Source organism: Caballeronia calidae (genome assembly GCF_900044055.2).
GTDB classification, from domain to species: Bacteria; Pseudomonadota; Gammaproteobacteria; order Burkholderiales; family Burkholderiaceae; genus Caballeronia; species Caballeronia calidae.
Window position 1 is genome coordinate 119156 of the sequence record NZ_FCOX02000015.1, and the last position, 14809, is coordinate 133964.

Genomic DNA, 14809 nt, shown 5'->3' on the forward strand with positions numbered 1-14809 from the left:
AGTTTTCCTGTGAATTTGCTTCCTGAAATCCGTACCGTCATTGAACGCCCCAAGCGCCTGTGGAACAATGCACAGAGATCACATAGAGCAGGACATAACGTGCATCATGGCCAATGACCTGCAGCGCCGCCGGACCGTTCTGCATTTCGCGCTATATGGCGCGGAAGCTGACCAATCCTGGCTCGACATGGTCCATTACGAACGCATTCCCCTGCGTGCCGGCCGTTTCGACTTCGACATCAAGCCGCACGTCCATGACGCGCTGATCCAGGTGCTCTACGTCACGGCGGGAGGTGGCGAGACTTTCATCGACGGCAAGACCTGGAAAGTCGAAGCGCCATGCCTGATCGTCGTGCCGGCGCGCTCGGTTCACGGCTTTCACTTCCGCAGCGACATCGACGGTCACGTCATCACCGCCGCGCAGTCCGCGTTGGAATCGCTGGCAATGGCGGCCGCGCCCGAGCTGCTGGAATTCATCCGCACGCCGACGGTGCTGTCGATCGATCCCGACGTTGAGCGCGGCACCCCCCTTGACACCCTTTTTGAGTCGATCGGGCGCGAGGCGGAGAGCCACGAGCGCTGGCAATTCACCGCGGGGGCCGCACTGACGATTGCCCTGTTCGTCAAGATCGGGCGCCTCAGCGAGAGTACCCGGCTTTCAGCCAGTTCCGAGCAGCGGACCATGGCCGTGCGGATCGAGCGGTTCCGCGCCTTGCTCGACCGCCATTGCCGCGAGCGGCGGCCGGTCGCCAGCTATGCCGACGAAATGGGCGTGAGCACCGGCCAGCTCTCGCGTATCTGCCGCGCCGCCTTCGGGGTCTCGGCAATCGAGGCAATCGATGCACGCTCGATCCATGAGGCCAAGCGGCTGCTCGGCTATTCGACGCTCAGCGTCAAACAGATCGCCAGTGAACTGGGCTTTCAGGACGAGGCCTATTTCGGTCGCTTCTTCCGCAAGCAGACGGGGCTTCCGCCAACCGAATACCGCGCTGCGGCCCACGATCGCTCCTTGCCGTCTGAAAAGGGAGAGCGGGCCGACCCCGCTTCACCCCCGTCGTCCGGGTCAGGCCGATAACCCACGGAACTTCACGAACAGGTGTTCCGGGCCGGAGTTGGTCAGGTTGTTGCCCCGGACATACTGGATCGGCCTTGCCTGATCGAGTGCGATATCGCCAATCTTGCGGGCCAGAGCCTTCGTGGCGATGAGCGTCTCCAGCTTGGCGAGCGGCGCGCCGAGGCATTTGTGCATGCCGTTGCCGAAACCCAGATGGCCGCTGGAATCGCGGTCGATGTCGAAGGTCTCGCCCGCGGCAAACTTGCGGCTGTCGCGGTTCGCAGCCGACAGCAGCAATCGCACCACCGCGCCCTTGGGCAGATCGATGCCCGCGACCGTGGTCGCCTCGGTGGTGATGCGGCTCACGCGCTGGACGGTCCCGCGGTAGCGCGCCACTTCCTCGACGAAACGGTCGGCGTCGGCGGGGTTTTCGCGGATCCGTCCAAGCAGATCCGGCTGTTCGGCAAACATGCGAAAAGCGTTGGCGACAAGGATCGTCGTCGTATCGTGCCCGGCGATGAAGACGAAGGCGCACAACTCCTTCGCCTCCTTTTCCGAAAGCAACCCGTCCTTCCACATGCGCGCGATATGCCCGCCGATCGACTGGCTGTCGGTGCGAGCGAGCCGCTCCATCGCGTCCTTCAGGTATGCGAAGAAAGCCTGCGCGCTTTGTTCGTCGGTGCCGGTCCCCGGCGCGTTGCGGGCGAGGCGGCCGAAGTAGCTGAAGGTCTCGTCCGACCAGAACTTCATCTTCTCCTCATCCTCGTTCGGCACGTCGATCATCGTGGAGATGGTCGAGATGCTGAGCGGGATGGCGAAATCATTGACGACATCACCGCCGCCATTGGCGATCATCGCGTCGAGCAGGTCCTCCGCCCTCTGCCCGATCTGCTCGATGAAGGGATCGAGCGCCAGCGGCAGGAAGGACGGCTGGACGACCTTGCGCAACCGCGAATGATCGGGCGCATCGAACAGCGTCAGGAAGGTCAGCGGCGGCGGGCTGACGACCTCGGAGGAAAACAGCTTCGGGTTGCGGATCGCCTGGTAGACGTCGTCATAGCGCGAGAGGAACCACACGTCCGAAGTCGCCGACTGGCAACGCAGCACCGGCGCGTGCTCCCGCATCCAGCGGTAGTGCTCGTAAGGGTCGCCTTGCGAGCCGTCATCGACCACCTTGAACGGCTCCAGCCCCTCGGGCCAGTCCAGTTCGTGCGAATAGGGCGGAAGGGTTTTCGCCGTGAACGGGCAGATCTGCGGCGCGCTTTGCGGAACAGCCGCCGGGGGAGCAGGGGGCGCTGCGAGCATGGGCGCCGTTTTGCCCGGCGTCATACGTTCCAGAGCCCGGCTCATCGTGGCCTTGGAATGGAGCGCATGCAGCGCGATCACGTCTCGCGCCGCGTTCAGGTCGCCCAGTTCGAAGGCGGCGACAATGTCCCGGTGTTGCTGGACGATATCGCCGACGATCTCGATCTGGTCGGTCAGCGCGCGAACGATGTAGTCCTGCACGGCCAGTTGCCGGTAGAGCGCGATCAGTTGCGCGTTCCCGGAAGCTTCGATCGTGAACAGGTGAAAGGCATGGTTTGCCTCGATGTAGCGCGCAACGTCGGTAAAGCGCTGTCCGGACACGAACGGCGCCGTCGCCTCGGCGAGCTGGCGGAAGGTCATCAGTTGCTCGCTCGACAGCCGGCCCATGGTCAGCTGAGCCGCTCCCAGTTCGAGCGCCATGCGCAGGTCGAAGGCTTGATCGACATCAACGGGAGCGATGCGCTCCTCGCCGGTCTGAACCACCAGACCGGTGCCGGCGAACTTCTCGTAATAGAAGTTGCGCGGCGTCAGCCCTTCGGACGAAAGAAAATTGCGGACCGCATCCACCATCGGCGGCGGGCCGCAGAGGTAGACATCAGCATCCCCATCGTTGAGCTGCGACGCGCTGATGTGATGGGTGACATAACCCTTGTTGGGATGGGAACTGTCGGGGCTTGCGACGGTGCAGGCATAGGTGAAGTTGGGCAGACGCCGTGCATAAGATTCGAGGCGGTCGATGCCAACCAGATCCTCGTCGGTGTTGACACCCAGAATCATGTGGATCGGGTACGGACTTCCGCCGTCTGCGACGATCTTGTCGAGCATCGAGAGAAATGGCGCGAGGCCCGTGCCACCCGCCAGAAACAGCACTGGCCGCTCGATCGCGCGCAGGTAGAAGCCTCCCAGCGGGCCGCGAAACTCGATTGGGTCTCCCACTTTGGCGGTGTCGCAGAGCCATCTCGACATCACCCCTTGGGGTACGTTGCGCACGAGGAAGGACAGGCGCGGCTCGGACGGCCCCGAGCTGAACGAGTAGGAGCGTGTCTGATCGGTGCCCGGGACCCGGATGTTGACATACTGCCCAGGAAGGAAGCTGAGATCTGCGCGGTTCTCGAGCTCGACAGAGAAAGCGATCGTGGTATCTGACGCTCGTTGGCAGGCGACGATTCGTCCGCTGTGGGAGGAAGGTCCGGTACCCGAGACATCGGAGTTCGTGGCGATCTGAATCACACAGTCGGAACGTGGGCTCATCTGGCAGGTAAGAACCTTGCGGGCGCTCGCTTCCTCGGGGCTAAGCGCATCTTCTACGCAGTCGCCCAGAACATACTCGCCGGACTCGCAGACCGCCTTGCAGGTGCCACACACACCATCACGGCAATCGAGTGGAATATTGAGCTTGGCGCGAATGGCGGCATCGGTGATTCGCTCGCTCTCCTTGCACTCGATGAAGCGGGTCACTCCGTCCTCAAAACGAAGGGTTATCTGATGGGCCATGACGGTGTCTCCTCTAGAGGCGCCCGAACAACCGCTCGGATGGCGGTATCGTCGGTCGGGTTGGCGCGCGAGGTAACCTTGTTTCTCGCAAGCGCCCGGCGGGTTCAGTGACGCCAATTTAGAGCCTCAGCCGCATTCCTCTCAATGGACAGAGACGTCGTTAGACCGGACAAAACGTGCACCGACGTCTCGTTGAGACTTCATGTACCAAGTTTGGGATTTCGCAATGTTCAATCTCAGCGTCGACAGCAAGCTTGCAAGCTTCGCGCTGGTACCCCGACGTGGGAGAGTGGATCCGAATCAATCCATCAGCAACTTGTGGTCGCACGGCGGCTTCCTGCCGAACGGCATCTCGGGGCTGGGCATGTCTTTCGCGTTCATCATGTTCGCGTTCGGTGGCGTGGAGATGCTGGGTTTCGCCGCAGCGGAAACCGACGAGCCGCGCAGGGTGATTCCGAAAGCGATCAATCAGCTGGTGTATCGCGTGCTGGTCTTCTATATCGGCTCGATGGTGGTCCTGCTGTCGCTCACGCCCTGGAACGCGCTCGTCGCACAACTCAAGGCCGGCGGCGGTGCCTACAGCAGCAGCCCGTTCGTGCGGGTCTTCTCGGGAATCGGAGCGCACTTCGCCGCGCACATCCTGAACTTCGTGATTCTGACGGCCACGCTGTCCGTCTATAACAGCATGGTCTACAGCAGCAGCCGCCTGCTGTATGGCATGGCCCTCGAAGGCAACGCGCCGAAGTCCCTCATGCAGGTCAACAGGCGCGGTGTGCCGGTGCGCGCCATCGTCTATCCCGGCATTGTGACTGTGTTCTGCATCGTGCTGAACTACGTGGCGCCTGCAGGCGTGATCGAATTGCTGATGTCCCTGATCGTCGCGGCGCTCGTCATCACCTGGGTCGTCGTCATCGTGGCACACATGGGCTTTCGCATGAGCAGCAAGGAGAAGGGCATCGCCGCGCGGTTTCCCGCCCCCCTCGCGCCGTTCACGAACTACCTGTGTCTGCTGGCGATGGCCGTGGTTGTGGTCGTCATGCTGCTGACGCCGGCCATTCGCGTGTCTGCCATCGCGATCCCGATCTGGATGGCCATCGTCTACGTGTCGTATCGCATCGTTGCGCCGAAGACGCTTCAAGTGCCTGTCGACGCGTCCTGAATTCAATCTCTAGAGGAAATCACCGTGACTGCGCTTTTCGATAATCCAATGGGCCTGATGGGCTTCGAGTTCGTCGAATTCGCCTCGCCCATTTCGAACGTGCTCGAGCCGATGATGGAGAAACTCGGCTTCACGCTCGTCGCCAAACATCGCTCGAAGGACGTGGTGCTGTATCGTCAGGGCGACATCAATTTCATCGTCAATCGTGAACCGAACAGCCCGGCGGCGTATTTCGCCGCCGAGCATGGCCCGTCGGCGTGCGGTCTGGCATTTCGTGTGAAGGACGGTTGTAATCTCAATCCTGGCGATTTGCTGGGCACGGGAACGCTTTCGGGACCGAAGCCGGAGCAAGCGGCATCATTGATGGAGCTGACATCGAACGGCAAACAGCCCATCACGCTTTCCAACGGCGAAGAGCGCGGCTTTTTAAATGACGGCGACAGCATTATCCTGCGAGGATATTGCCAGCGCGCGGGACAACGCCGCGTTGGATTCGGGGAGTGCCGGGGCACGGTCCTGCCAGCTCGCGGCTCTCGCGCGGCCTGATGCCGACGCCACAGTGATGAAATGGAAGGAGGCTCGATGGGCAAGACCTGTAATGTGAGCGATGCCGTAGCCTCCATTCCGGAGGGGGCGACGCTGATGATTGGCGGCTTCATGGGCGTCGGTACGCCACGACGCCTGATCGACGAACTGGTACGGCAGGAACGCCGCGGGTTGACCGTCATCGCCAATGACACGGCACGACCGGGCATCGGTATTGGCCGGCTGATTTCGGCGCGACTCGTGAAGCGTCTCATCACCAGTCATATCGGCACCAACCCCGAGACGCAGCAACAGATGCTTGCACATGAGATCGATGTCGAGCTCGTTCCTCAGGGAACGCTCGCGGAAAGAATTCGCGCCGGCGGACACGGTCTTGGAGGGGTGCTGACGCCCACCGGCGTGGGTACGGTCGTGCAGGACGGAAAGCAGACGCTCGAAATCGACGGGCGGCTATTCCTCGTGGAGCGGCCACTGCGAGCCGACTTCGCGCTCGTCAACGCATGGCGCGCCGATCACATCGGTAATCTGACTTACGCGATGACGGCCCGCAACTTCAATCCGCTCATGGCGATGGCCGCCGATGTCGTCATCGCCGAGTCGAAGGAGATCGTGCCGACGGGCGTCATCGCACCTGACGATGTGATGACGCCCGCCGTGATCGTGGATCGGCTGATTGGCAGGGAGAGACTCAATGGATGACAAGAAGCTGATCGCGATGCGCGTTGCACAGGAGCTGCGCCCGGGCTACCTCGTGAATCTGGGTATCGGTCTGCCGACGCTGGTCGCTGCCATGGTGCCCAAGGACGCCGATATCTTTTTTCAGTCGGAGAACGGCATCATCGGTATGCACGCCATTCCCGAGGAAGGCCTCGAAGCGGAAGACCTGACTGACGCCGGCGGGAGTCCCATCAGTGCGCTCCCAGGCGCGGCGACGTTCGATAGTGCGATGTCTTTTGGCCTGATCCGCGGTGGCCATCTCGACGTGACCGTGCTCGGCGGCCTTCAGGTCGATCAACAAGGGCGGCTTGCAAACTGGATGGTGCCCGGACACATGGTTCCGGGAATGGGAGGCGCGATGGATCTGGTCACGGGCGCTCGCCGCGTCATCGTGGCCATGACACATACGGCGAAGGGCAAGCCGAAGATCGTCGAGAACAGTACGTTGCCGCTGACTTCCCAAAGGAGAGTGGACTTGATCGTGACCGAACTGGCGGTGATCAGGCCCTCGGAGCAAGGACTGGTCTTGCAGGAGCTCGCGCCGGGCGTTGATGTCGAAACCGTCCAGCGCGCGACGGAAGCACGTCTGATCGTCCCGGATGAAGTTTCCACGATGCGCCTCGACTCGAAATAGACGACCCGCGACCTTACGCAAGCGTCTCGCGCAAATCGGATCGCACCGCGCCGGCTTTTCCTGCGTCAACGATCATCTGTGTAACAACGTCGAGTTGCAACGAGGTTGCCTGGTCATCGACACCGAAGATCCGCATCACGGAAAGACCACGCAGTGCAGCGAACACAACCGCCGCGAAGTGCTCGGGTTGGGAATGCGTCTCGGCGATTTCCGGGAAGACGGCCCAACGAAGGGCGTCGAGCTCAGCGCGCCCGAAGCGAGCGAAGATCCGCCCGTAGCCAAGTCATGCGCCGATAACCTCAAAGTGCTTTAAAGGATGCGCGAGGAGCTTTCGCACGACGATGGCGTGAATGCGGCCGACGTCCGGACATCGTCCGCATTCGGCTCGAGCCAAAAACAGGTTTCGAGGGCTGCTCGAGAGACTACACATGTCGCCGGCTCCCCTTGCCGAAGCAGGGCGAAAGCGAGGGTGCTTTTTATCAGCCGAGACCTGTGGTTCTGGAGCGGGCAGTTTCATGCGGCGTGTAAGATCGAATGAGGCAGGCGTCGGCAGGCGATACATCGCGTCCCTTTCGTTGGTAACGTAGGTGCTTTTCCCATACCTGATCATGGTGCGCCGCGGTCCTTACCGCGGCGAAGCCTGGAGGGCCGGGTAACGATGCCCAGACACAATCCAGCGCTGCAACGCAGCCAGAAAGCGCCCATGACCCGGGCGAGGCGGCGCCTGCTGATCATCGGCTTGATCGCTCTGTTAGCCGCGTCCGGCTGGGTGATGACGATCGTGGTCGAACCCGCGTTCCAGCGCACCATCGTCATGACCAGCGGTGCGGACAACGGCATTTATCGCGGCTTTGCGGATCGCTATGAGCCCATCCTGAAGCGCGCGGGCATCAAACTCGATATCCGCGGTTCTTCCGGCTCGGTGGAAAATTACGAGCGGCTAAGGGACCCGAACAGCGCCTATGACGTCGGCTTCATCCAGTCGGGCACCACGAGCCCGAAAGAGACCGACAACCTGCAGACGATAGCGGCCGTGTCATATGAACCGATCTGGGTGTTCTATCGCGGCGACACGACGGTCGACCGCCTCTCGCAACTGCGCGGCAAGAAGATTTCGATGGGCGTGCCCGGCAGTGGCCTGCTCAACGTCGCGCAATCATTGCTCGGCTATAGCGGCATCACGAGCCAGAATTCCACGCTGCTGCAAATGAATGCGCCCGCGGCTTATCAGGGGCTCGAAAGCGGGGAGATCGACGCGGCCTTCTTCATCGGCAGGCCCGATGCCGACATGCAGAAAACACTGCTGACCAGCAGTCTGAAGTTGATGAGTTTCTCGCAGGCCGATGCGCTGGTTCAGAAAATCCCGTCGCTTTCGAAAATCGTTCTACCGCGCGCATCGACGAGTGTCGCTGAAGATCTGCCGCGCACCGACGTCACGCTGCTCGCGGCGACGGCGCTGCTCGTATCGAAAGACACGATGCATCCGGCGCTCATCTATCTGCTGCTCGACGCGGCGCGCATCGTCCACGGCCGCGAAGATTACTTCACGCAGCTCGGCACGTTTCCGAACACGCACACGGACGAATTCCCGATCTCCGACGAAAGCGTTCGCTATTTCAAATCCGGCCAGCCGTTCCTGTACCGCAACCTGCCGTTCTGGTTCGCGAGTCTGATCGAACGACGGCTCTTGATCCTCGTGCCGTTCGCGGCGCTCCTGATCGGTTTGGTTCAGGCATTGCCGCGCCTGCTCGAGGCGCGGATGAGAAAGCGGCTCGTGGTCTGGTATCGCGAGATCAAGGCACTGGAAGATGAAGTGTGGAACAGCAGCGAGCCGACTCGCTCTCAAATTGCGAAATGGAGCGATGAGATCGAAAACATCGACGCGAACGCGAGCCGGATACGAATTCCGTATCGTTATTTTCAGGACGTGTACGCCCTCAAGCAGGCGATTGGCGTCGTGCGGGACCGGATAGCGCATGTTGCGCAGAGAGCGAAGGGGTAGCCGCGAGTCCGCGCACGCGCGATCTTTTGACGCCACGATACGACGCTGCCGAGAAGCGTCTTCAAGCGGACGGCCCGACACGTCGTTCCGGGATATCGATACGTCGATGCGGAGTCGCTTTCCGACCGATCGAGCGTGGCATCGTGAATATCGATGTCCCTTCCCGTACGGGCGAAGGGACATCGGCGATCAGAACGCAGAATCAGGTCAGATGATCATCGGACCTTTTATTCGTCCTTCCCAGATTGCGTTGTTGATGTCGAAATCGTCGACGGTTCCCTTACCGGGCCCCCCATCGACGGTAACGGCGACACTGCGGCCGCCGACGATACGCCGCATTTGCGCGGGCGTGAGCGTGGCTTCGTCGCTTTGCGCGAACGGATCGTGCGGGATGTCAGCGATGACCAGGATGCGTTTCATGATGTTTCTCCTGCTACACAAGTGCGAAGGGGTCTTGAGATCTGAATGAGCACGGCACATGCTCGCTTCGATTTTTGCAAGGGCCATGCCAATATCCGGAAGCGCATGCATGAATACGCCGGACCCTTGATTCCCGGGCCTGCGCGCATGTTCGGCACGCGTCCGCCCCCATCTCGACAGCCTGTGTGTTGGATGCCCGCGAACAACCAGGCACCGCTCCTGTTCGCGCGGAACATGCACAGCGCGGCGAGTGATGCCGCGCTGTGCCGCAGCCAGTGACGGAAGCATTTCCCGGCCTGCTCGGCGCGATGCGCCGGGGCTGAGATGAAATCGACGTCAGGCTTCGAGCTGCTCCAGCACCTTGCCTTTCGTCTCGATGCCCATGAAGTGCACCGCGACGGCCGCTACGACGGGCACCACAGCGAGCGCATAGAACGCGATGTTCATGTTCCCGCCCATCAACGTCTTGCCTACGAGCGCCGGCGCGAAGATCGCCGCGATCTTGAGCCATGCGCCGCCGAGGCCGCATCCGAACGCGCGGATGCTCGTCGGATACAACTCGGGCGTATAGACATACGCGGTGATGAACCCGCACGCCATGAAGCCGAGCGCGAGCGCGCAGAATGCCGCAACCACATACACCGACTGCGTGACGAACACGCCGGCACACACGAGCGACACCGCGCACAGCACGAACGACCAGTTGATGACCGGCTTGCGCCCGATCTTGTCGACGATCAACGCACACGTAAGCGACCCGAGCACACCGAGCACGGATGCCGCGACCGCGAGATTCAGCGCGAGCTGCAAGGGCGCGTGATAGACGGTCTGGTAGATCGTCGGGAGCCACGTCGAGAGGCCGTACTGAAGCACGCCGCACGTCATCCACAGAAGTGCGACCGCGATCGTGCGCTTGATATAAGCCGGTCCGATCAGATCGAGACGACGGCGTTTCGGATGACGGCTCGCCATCTCTTCGAACTCGGCGAGATTGCCGAGCGGCGGCAACGGTTGCTTCACGGTCGCTTCGAACGCGGCGAGGGCATTGCCTGCTTCGTTCATGCGGCCGCGTTCGCCGAGCCAGCGCGGCGACTCCGGCACCAGCGTGCGCAGCAGAAAGAACAGCACCAGCGGAATGCCGCCGATGAAGTACATCGCTTCCCAGCCGAAGCGCGGCACGATCCACGCGCCGAGCGCATTCGATGCGAGCAGGCCGATGGGAAACACGATCTCGTAGAGCAGCACGAAGCGGCCGCGTCCATGCGCACGCGTGATCTCGTTGATGTAGGTCGCCGCAACGGGCAACTCGCCGCCGAGCCCGAGCCCCTGCACGATCCGCAACGCGACGAACACCGCGAACGATGGCGCGAAGCCGCACGCGATGCTCGTCAACCCGATGATGCCCGAGCTCCACGCGATCGAACGCACGCGCCCGAAGCGTTCCGCGAGCGACGGGAACAGGAACGCGCCAATCAACTGCCCGATGGAGCCCGACGCGATCAGAAAGCCGACCTGACCGGGCGTCAGCCCCCACTTCTGGATGAGCAGCGGCAGCGTCGCCGCGATGACGATGACATCGAAGCCATCGAAGAAGGTCGCCGCGCCGATCAGGATACGGGCACGCACCTGCATCGCGTTGGCGGGCAGACGCTCGATGCGCGCGATGATCGATCCCTTGGTGACCGCGTGAGCGGCGGTGGCCGCGTCGGCGACTGGTGTAGCGGTGCCGCCGTGTCCGGCTATCGTATTGCCCATGCTCCTCATGCCTGCTCCCGTCTGTATGTTATGCGAGTGCTTTCGCCGTATCGGCAAGCGCTGCGATGTCGACCGCGCGCCCCTGGCTCATCCATTTCTTCGCGACTTTCAGATCACGCGTTGCGTTGATCGCGATGACACCGCGCAACGCAGCGCCATCGAAGAAGAACAGCGACGCGCGACGCGCCTCCAGATCGCCGCGCACCACCGGCGTCGCGCCCGGCGGAATGTCGCCGAGAATCTGCAGGTTCACGTCGTACTGATCGGACCAGAACCACGGAATCTCCGCATAGGGCGCGCGCACGCCGAGCACCGCGCGCGCGGTGGCGATCGCCTGGTTCTGCGCGTTCGCCCACGATTCGAGACGCACACGCCGCTTCAGCCACGCATTCGGATGATTGGCGACATCGCCGCAGGCGAACACGCGCTCATCGCCGGTTGCGCCGAATTCATCGACGACGATGCCGTCGTTCACTTCGATGCCCGCGCGTTCCGCGATCGCCGTATGCGGCGTGAGACCGATGCCCGCGACGGCGAAGTCCGCGTCGAGCGTCGTGCCGTCCGCGAGTTGCGCGCGCACGCCGTTGCCGAAATCTTCGAGCGAAACGAGCGATGCTTCGAGACGCACATCGACACCGTTATCGCGGTGAAGCTTCAGCAGAAAGCCGGACACGCTCTCGGGCACCGAACGACCGCACAGACGCGGCGCGCCTTCGATCACCGTTACGTCGACGCCGAGCTTCTTCGCGGTCGCCGCGACTTCGAGGCCGATCCATCCGCCACCGATCACGAGCAGCCGCCTGCTATGGCTTTCACGAAGGCGCTTGCCGATGTGAACCGCATCGTCGAGCGTGCGCAGGTAAGCGAGATGCGAGGTCTTCACCATCGCGTCCGGCAGACGCCGTGCGGCACCGCCCGTCGCGATGACGAGCCGGTCATACTGCACTTCGCGGCCGCTCACGGTACGCACGATCCGCGCTTCGCGATCGATCGATGCCGCGCATTCCGGCTGCCACGCTTCGACATTCAGTTCGGCGAACGCATCGTGATCGACGAGACGCACGGTATCGATATCCGCTTCGCCCGCGAGCACGGCCTTCGACAGAGGCGGGCGCTCATAAGGGAGATGGATCTCATCGGCGATCATCACGAGCCGCCCGTCGAAGCCTTCCTTGCGCAAGGTCTTGACGATCCATCCGGCAGCCTGTCCGCCGCCGATCACCACGACTGTTTGAACATCAGCCATTTTTCCGCTCCGTCATGAACTTGCCTTCCGGCGCTTTCGCGTCTTTCTGGCGGCGCGTGTTGCCATCGAGACCGCCATCGACGGCCCATTCGGCGAACACGGTCGGACCCGGTTCGAATTCGCGCGGCTGCCACTCGGGCGTGAGCACGTCTTCATCGGCGTAATACTCGATAAGGCCGCCCGCCGGATTCCTGAAGTACCAGAAGTACGCCGACGAAACGGGATGGCGTCCCGGTCCGAGTTGCGTGGTCCAGCCGCATCGGCTGATGTGCAGACCGCCGCCGAATACTTCGTGGATATCGCGCACGGTGAACGCGACGTGATTCAATCCGCGCTTGCCATCGGGCAGTTGCAGGAGAAACAGATCGTGATGCCCGCCGTGCGGCGCGCAGCGCATGAACGCGCCGCGTCCCGGATAGCGGTCCGAGGTCTCGAAGCCGAGCAGCTCGTGATAGAACTTCTCCTGCTCCGCGACGCAGTTCGTGAAGAAAACGACATGGCCCACCTCCACCGGCTCCGCGCGTTCATAGACCGGGCTCGGCGTATCGACGCGCAAGGTCTGCCCCCACACGTTCGAAGGCGATCCCTTCACATCGATGTCGCGCTTCTTCGTCACTTCGACACGAATCGCCATGCCGTTCGGATCGATGCAGCCGACTGCTTCATCGGTTTCGTAATGGCCGGGCTGGCCCGCGAAGCGTCCGCGCAACTCATCGAGTTCGGCGCGTGTCGCGACAGCCCATGTCACTTCGCGCAACGTCGGACCGCCTTCGAAGGCGGGCGGCAGCGCCGGATCGCTCGCGAGCGCGAGCAGCACTTCGCAGCCGTTGAGTGTTTCGAAACGCGCGCGCGTCTCGTCGTGCGCGACTTCCTTCAGACCCCAGTCGGCGAAAAATCGCCGGCAGGTGTCCAGGTCCGTCACGCCATAGGTGATTCGTTCAATACCGAGAATCGTCATCACTGCCTCGTCTTTAGCTCAGTTCGCCCACGGCAGCGGGGCATCGTTCAAGCCCCAGTACAGGCTCTTCTGCTGCATGTATTCGCGCAGACCGAGACGGCCTTTCTCGCGTCCCATGCCGCTGTCCTTCCAGCCGCCGAAAGGCGTCGAAATCGAAAATTGCTTGTAGGTGTTGATCCAGACCGTGCCCGTATTCAGCGCGCGCGCGACGTTCCATGCGCGCTTGTAGTCGCGCGTCCAGATGCCCGCCGCGAGGCCGAACACGCTGTCGTTCGCCTGTTGCATCAGTGCGGCTTCATCGTCGAAGGGAAGGGCGGCGAGCACCGGGCCGAAGATTTCTTCCTGGCACATGCGTGCGTCGTTCGTGAGGCCTTCGATGATCGTCGGCAGATAGAAGAAGCCCTTTTCGCGGCCATCGCCGGTGGGACGTTCGCCGCCGCACAACAGCGTGCCGCCTTCTTCGAGACCGAGCGCGACATAGCGCTCGATGCTTTCGCGATGCTGTCCCGTGATGAGCGGACCCATCTGGGTGTTATCGCGCGTGGGATCGCCGACACGCAACTTGCGCGCGCCATCGACGAGGCGCGCCATGAACTCGCCATACACCTTGCGCTCGACGAAGAGACGCGATCCCGCGATGCACGATTCCCCCGACGAACTGAAGATGCCGTACAGCACGCCGTTCACCGCATGATCGAGATCGGCATCGGCATACACGATGGTCGGCGACTTGCCGCCGAGTTCGAGCGAGACCGGCATCAGCTTTTCCGCGGCGAGACGGGCGATACCGCGGCCCACTTCCGTACCGCCCGTGAACGCGACTTTCTTCACGAGCGGATGACGCACGAGCGCATCGCCGATCACGGAGCCTTTGCCGGGCAGCACGCTCACGACGCCCTTAGGCACACCGGCTTCCTCGCAGATGCGCGCAAGTGCGAGCGATGCGAGCGGTGTGACTTCAGCGGGCTTCAGCACGACCGCATTGCCTGCCGCGAGCGCGGGCGCGAGCTTTTGCGCGTCGGACGCGATCGGCGAGTTCCACGGCGTGATCGCCGCGATGACGCCGAGCGGTTCGTGCACGCTCATCGTCAGATAATCGCCGCGCGAGGGCGTGAGTTCTTCTTCGAGCGTTTCGAGGCACGCCGCGAAATAGCGGAACGTGTTCGCCGCGCTCGTCACCAATGCGCGCGTTTCGCTGATCGGCTTGCCGTTGTCGCGGCGTTGAAGTTGCGCGAGCGCTTCATGACGTGCTTCGATCAGACCTGCAATGCGATGCAAGACGGCGGCGCGCTGATGCGGCTTCAATCCGGCCCAATCGGCTTTCCTATAGGCACGATCCGCGATCTCGACGGCTTCGCGCGCATCGTCGGCATTGGCGGTGCTGATCTCCGCGTTGACGGTCTGGTCGGCGGGATAGATGCTCGCGTACTGGGTGCCGCGTCCTTTGCGCCATTCGCCGCCGAGGAAAATATCGCCGGACGTCACGAGCGAAGTGTCGGGATGATTCATCTTTCTAAAG

12 protein-coding genes and 1 pseudogene are annotated in these 14809 nt (G+C 62.5%); 6 read left to right on the forward strand and 7 right to left on the reverse strand.

Annotation, left to right across the window (positions count from 1 at the left end; translation table 11 throughout):
- Nucleotides 1-106: 106 nt before the first annotated feature.
- On the forward strand, nucleotides 107-1075 hold the full coding sequence (locus AWB78_RS16150; RefSeq protein WP_062605993.1) for a helix-turn-helix domain-containing protein: 969 nt from the start codon (nucleotides 107-109) through the stop codon (nucleotides 1073-1075).
- Here the strand turns inward: AWB78_RS16150 and benC are convergent.
- The gene (gene benC / locus AWB78_RS16155; RefSeq protein ID WP_062605913.1) at nucleotides 1064-3853 is read right to left on the reverse strand and encodes a benzoate 1,2-dioxygenase electron transfer component BenC; all 2790 of its coding nucleotides are present in this window, start codon (nucleotides 3851-3853) and stop codon (nucleotides 1064-1066) included. The two genes, AWB78_RS16150 and benC, sit on opposite strands and share 12 nt — an antisense overlap.
- A gap of 226 nt (nucleotides 3854-4079) precedes the next feature.
- On the opposite strand from benC, the gene AWB78_RS16160 reads away from it, so the two are divergent.
- From AWB78_RS16160 to AWB78_RS16175, 4 genes and pseudogenes are all read left to right on the forward strand, one after another.
- Nucleotides 4080-5012 (forward strand): amino acid permease, encoded by a 933-nt coding sequence (locus AWB78_RS16160; protein ID WP_232477723.1) that lies wholly within the window; start codon nucleotides 4080-4082, stop codon nucleotides 5010-5012.
- Nucleotides 5013-5036: 24 nt separating this feature from the next.
- Nucleotides 5037-5301: pseudogene (locus AWB78_RS48315) on the forward strand (VOC family protein); the annotation flags it as partial.
- Between the two features lie 293 nt (nucleotides 5302-5594).
- Complete coding sequence (locus AWB78_RS16170; protein WP_062605916.1) at nucleotides 5595-6257, forward strand: CoA transferase subunit A; 663 nt, start codon at nucleotides 5595-5597, stop codon at nucleotides 6255-6257.
- Nucleotides 6250-6909 (forward strand): 3-oxoacid CoA-transferase subunit B, encoded by a 660-nt coding sequence (locus AWB78_RS16175; RefSeq protein WP_062605919.1) that lies wholly within the window; start codon nucleotides 6250-6252, stop codon nucleotides 6907-6909. The genes AWB78_RS16170 and AWB78_RS16175 overlap by 8 nt, the downstream gene beginning before the upstream one ends.
- 13 nt (nucleotides 6910-6922) lie before the next feature.
- On the opposite strand, the gene AWB78_RS43520 is transcribed toward AWB78_RS16175, so the two are convergent.
- Nucleotides 6923-7075 carry a hypothetical protein gene (locus AWB78_RS43520; protein ID WP_232477724.1) on the reverse strand — a complete coding sequence of 51 codons (153 nt, stop codon included), beginning with the start codon at nucleotides 7073-7075 and terminating at the stop codon, nucleotides 6923-6925.
- Between the two features lie 537 nt (nucleotides 7076-7612).
- Here AWB78_RS43520 and AWB78_RS16185 point away from each other — a divergent pair.
- A complete protein-coding gene (locus AWB78_RS16185; protein WP_062605922.1) occupies nucleotides 7613-8911 on the forward strand; it encodes a TAXI family TRAP transporter solute-binding subunit in 1299 nt (432 codons plus the stop codon).
- Nucleotides 8912-9118: 207 nt separating this feature from the next.
- On the opposite strand, the gene AWB78_RS16190 is transcribed toward AWB78_RS16185, so the two are convergent.
- From AWB78_RS16190 to AWB78_RS16210, 5 genes are all read right to left on the reverse strand, one after another.
- Nucleotides 9119-9331 (reverse strand): hypothetical protein, encoded by a 213-nt coding sequence (locus AWB78_RS16190; protein WP_061171784.1) that lies wholly within the window; start codon nucleotides 9329-9331, stop codon nucleotides 9119-9121.
- A 336-nt stretch (nucleotides 9332-9667) separates the two neighbouring features.
- Nucleotides 9668-11095 (reverse strand): MFS transporter, encoded by a 1428-nt coding sequence (locus tag AWB78_RS16195; protein WP_062605924.1) that lies wholly within the window; start codon nucleotides 11093-11095, stop codon nucleotides 9668-9670.
- Between the two features lie 19 nt (nucleotides 11096-11114).
- A complete protein-coding gene (locus AWB78_RS16200) occupies nucleotides 11115-12332 on the reverse strand; it encodes an NAD(P)/FAD-dependent oxidoreductase (protein WP_062605926.1) in 1218 nt (405 codons plus the stop codon).
- Nucleotides 12325-13290 carry a VOC family protein gene (locus tag AWB78_RS16205; protein ID WP_061171787.1) on the reverse strand — a complete coding sequence of 322 codons (966 nt, stop codon included), beginning with the start codon at nucleotides 13288-13290 and terminating at the stop codon, nucleotides 12325-12327. The genes AWB78_RS16200 and AWB78_RS16205 overlap by 8 nt, the downstream gene beginning before the upstream one ends.
- Nucleotides 13291-13308: 18 nt before the next feature.
- The gene (locus AWB78_RS16210; RefSeq protein ID WP_062605928.1) at nucleotides 13309-14799 is read right to left on the reverse strand and encodes an aldehyde dehydrogenase; all 1491 of its coding nucleotides are present in this window, start codon (nucleotides 14797-14799) and stop codon (nucleotides 13309-13311) included.
- Between the last annotated feature and the right edge of the window lie 10 nt (nucleotides 14800-14809).

What these genes read in the sequence shown, in the direction of transcription:
- AWB78_RS16150 (WP_062605993.1), top strand. Translation starts at nt 107, where the DNA reads ATGGCCAATGACCTGCAGCGCCGCCGGACCGTTCTGCATTTCGCGCTA.
- AWB78_RS16160 (WP_232477723.1), top strand. Translation starts at nt 4,080, where the DNA reads ATGTTCAATCTCAGCGTCGACAGCAAGCTTGCAAGCTTCGCGCTGGTA.
- AWB78_RS16175 (WP_062605919.1), top strand. Translation starts at nt 6,250, where the DNA reads ATGGATGACAAGAAGCTGATCGCGATGCGCGTTGCACAGGAGCTGCGC.
- AWB78_RS16210 (WP_062605928.1), bottom strand. Translation starts at nt 14,799, where the DNA reads ATGAATCATCCCGACACTTCGCTCGTGACGTCCGGCGATATTTTCCTC.
- AWB78_RS16200 (WP_062605926.1), bottom strand. Translation starts at nt 12,332, where the DNA reads ATGGCTGATGTTCAAACAGTCGTGGTGATCGGCGGCGGACAGGCTGCC.
- AWB78_RS16170 (WP_062605916.1), top strand. Translation starts at nt 5,595, where the DNA reads ATGGGCAAGACCTGTAATGTGAGCGATGCCGTAGCCTCCATTCCGGAG.
- AWB78_RS16190 (WP_061171784.1), bottom strand. Translation starts at nt 9,331, where the DNA reads ATGAAACGCATCCTGGTCATCGCTGACATCCCGCACGATCCGTTCGCG.
- benC (WP_062605913.1), bottom strand. Translation starts at nt 3,853, where the DNA reads ATGGCCCATCAGATAACCCTTCGTTTTGAGGACGGAGTGACCCGCTTC.
- AWB78_RS16185 (WP_062605922.1), top strand. Translation starts at nt 7,613, where the DNA reads ATGACCCGGGCGAGGCGGCGCCTGCTGATCATCGGCTTGATCGCTCTG.
- AWB78_RS16195 (WP_062605924.1), bottom strand. Translation starts at nt 11,095, where the DNA reads ATGAGGAGCATGGGCAATACGATAGCCGGACACGGCGGCACCGCTACA.
- AWB78_RS16205 (WP_061171787.1), bottom strand. Translation starts at nt 13,290, where the DNA reads ATGACGATTCTCGGTATTGAACGAATCACCTATGGCGTGACGGACCTG.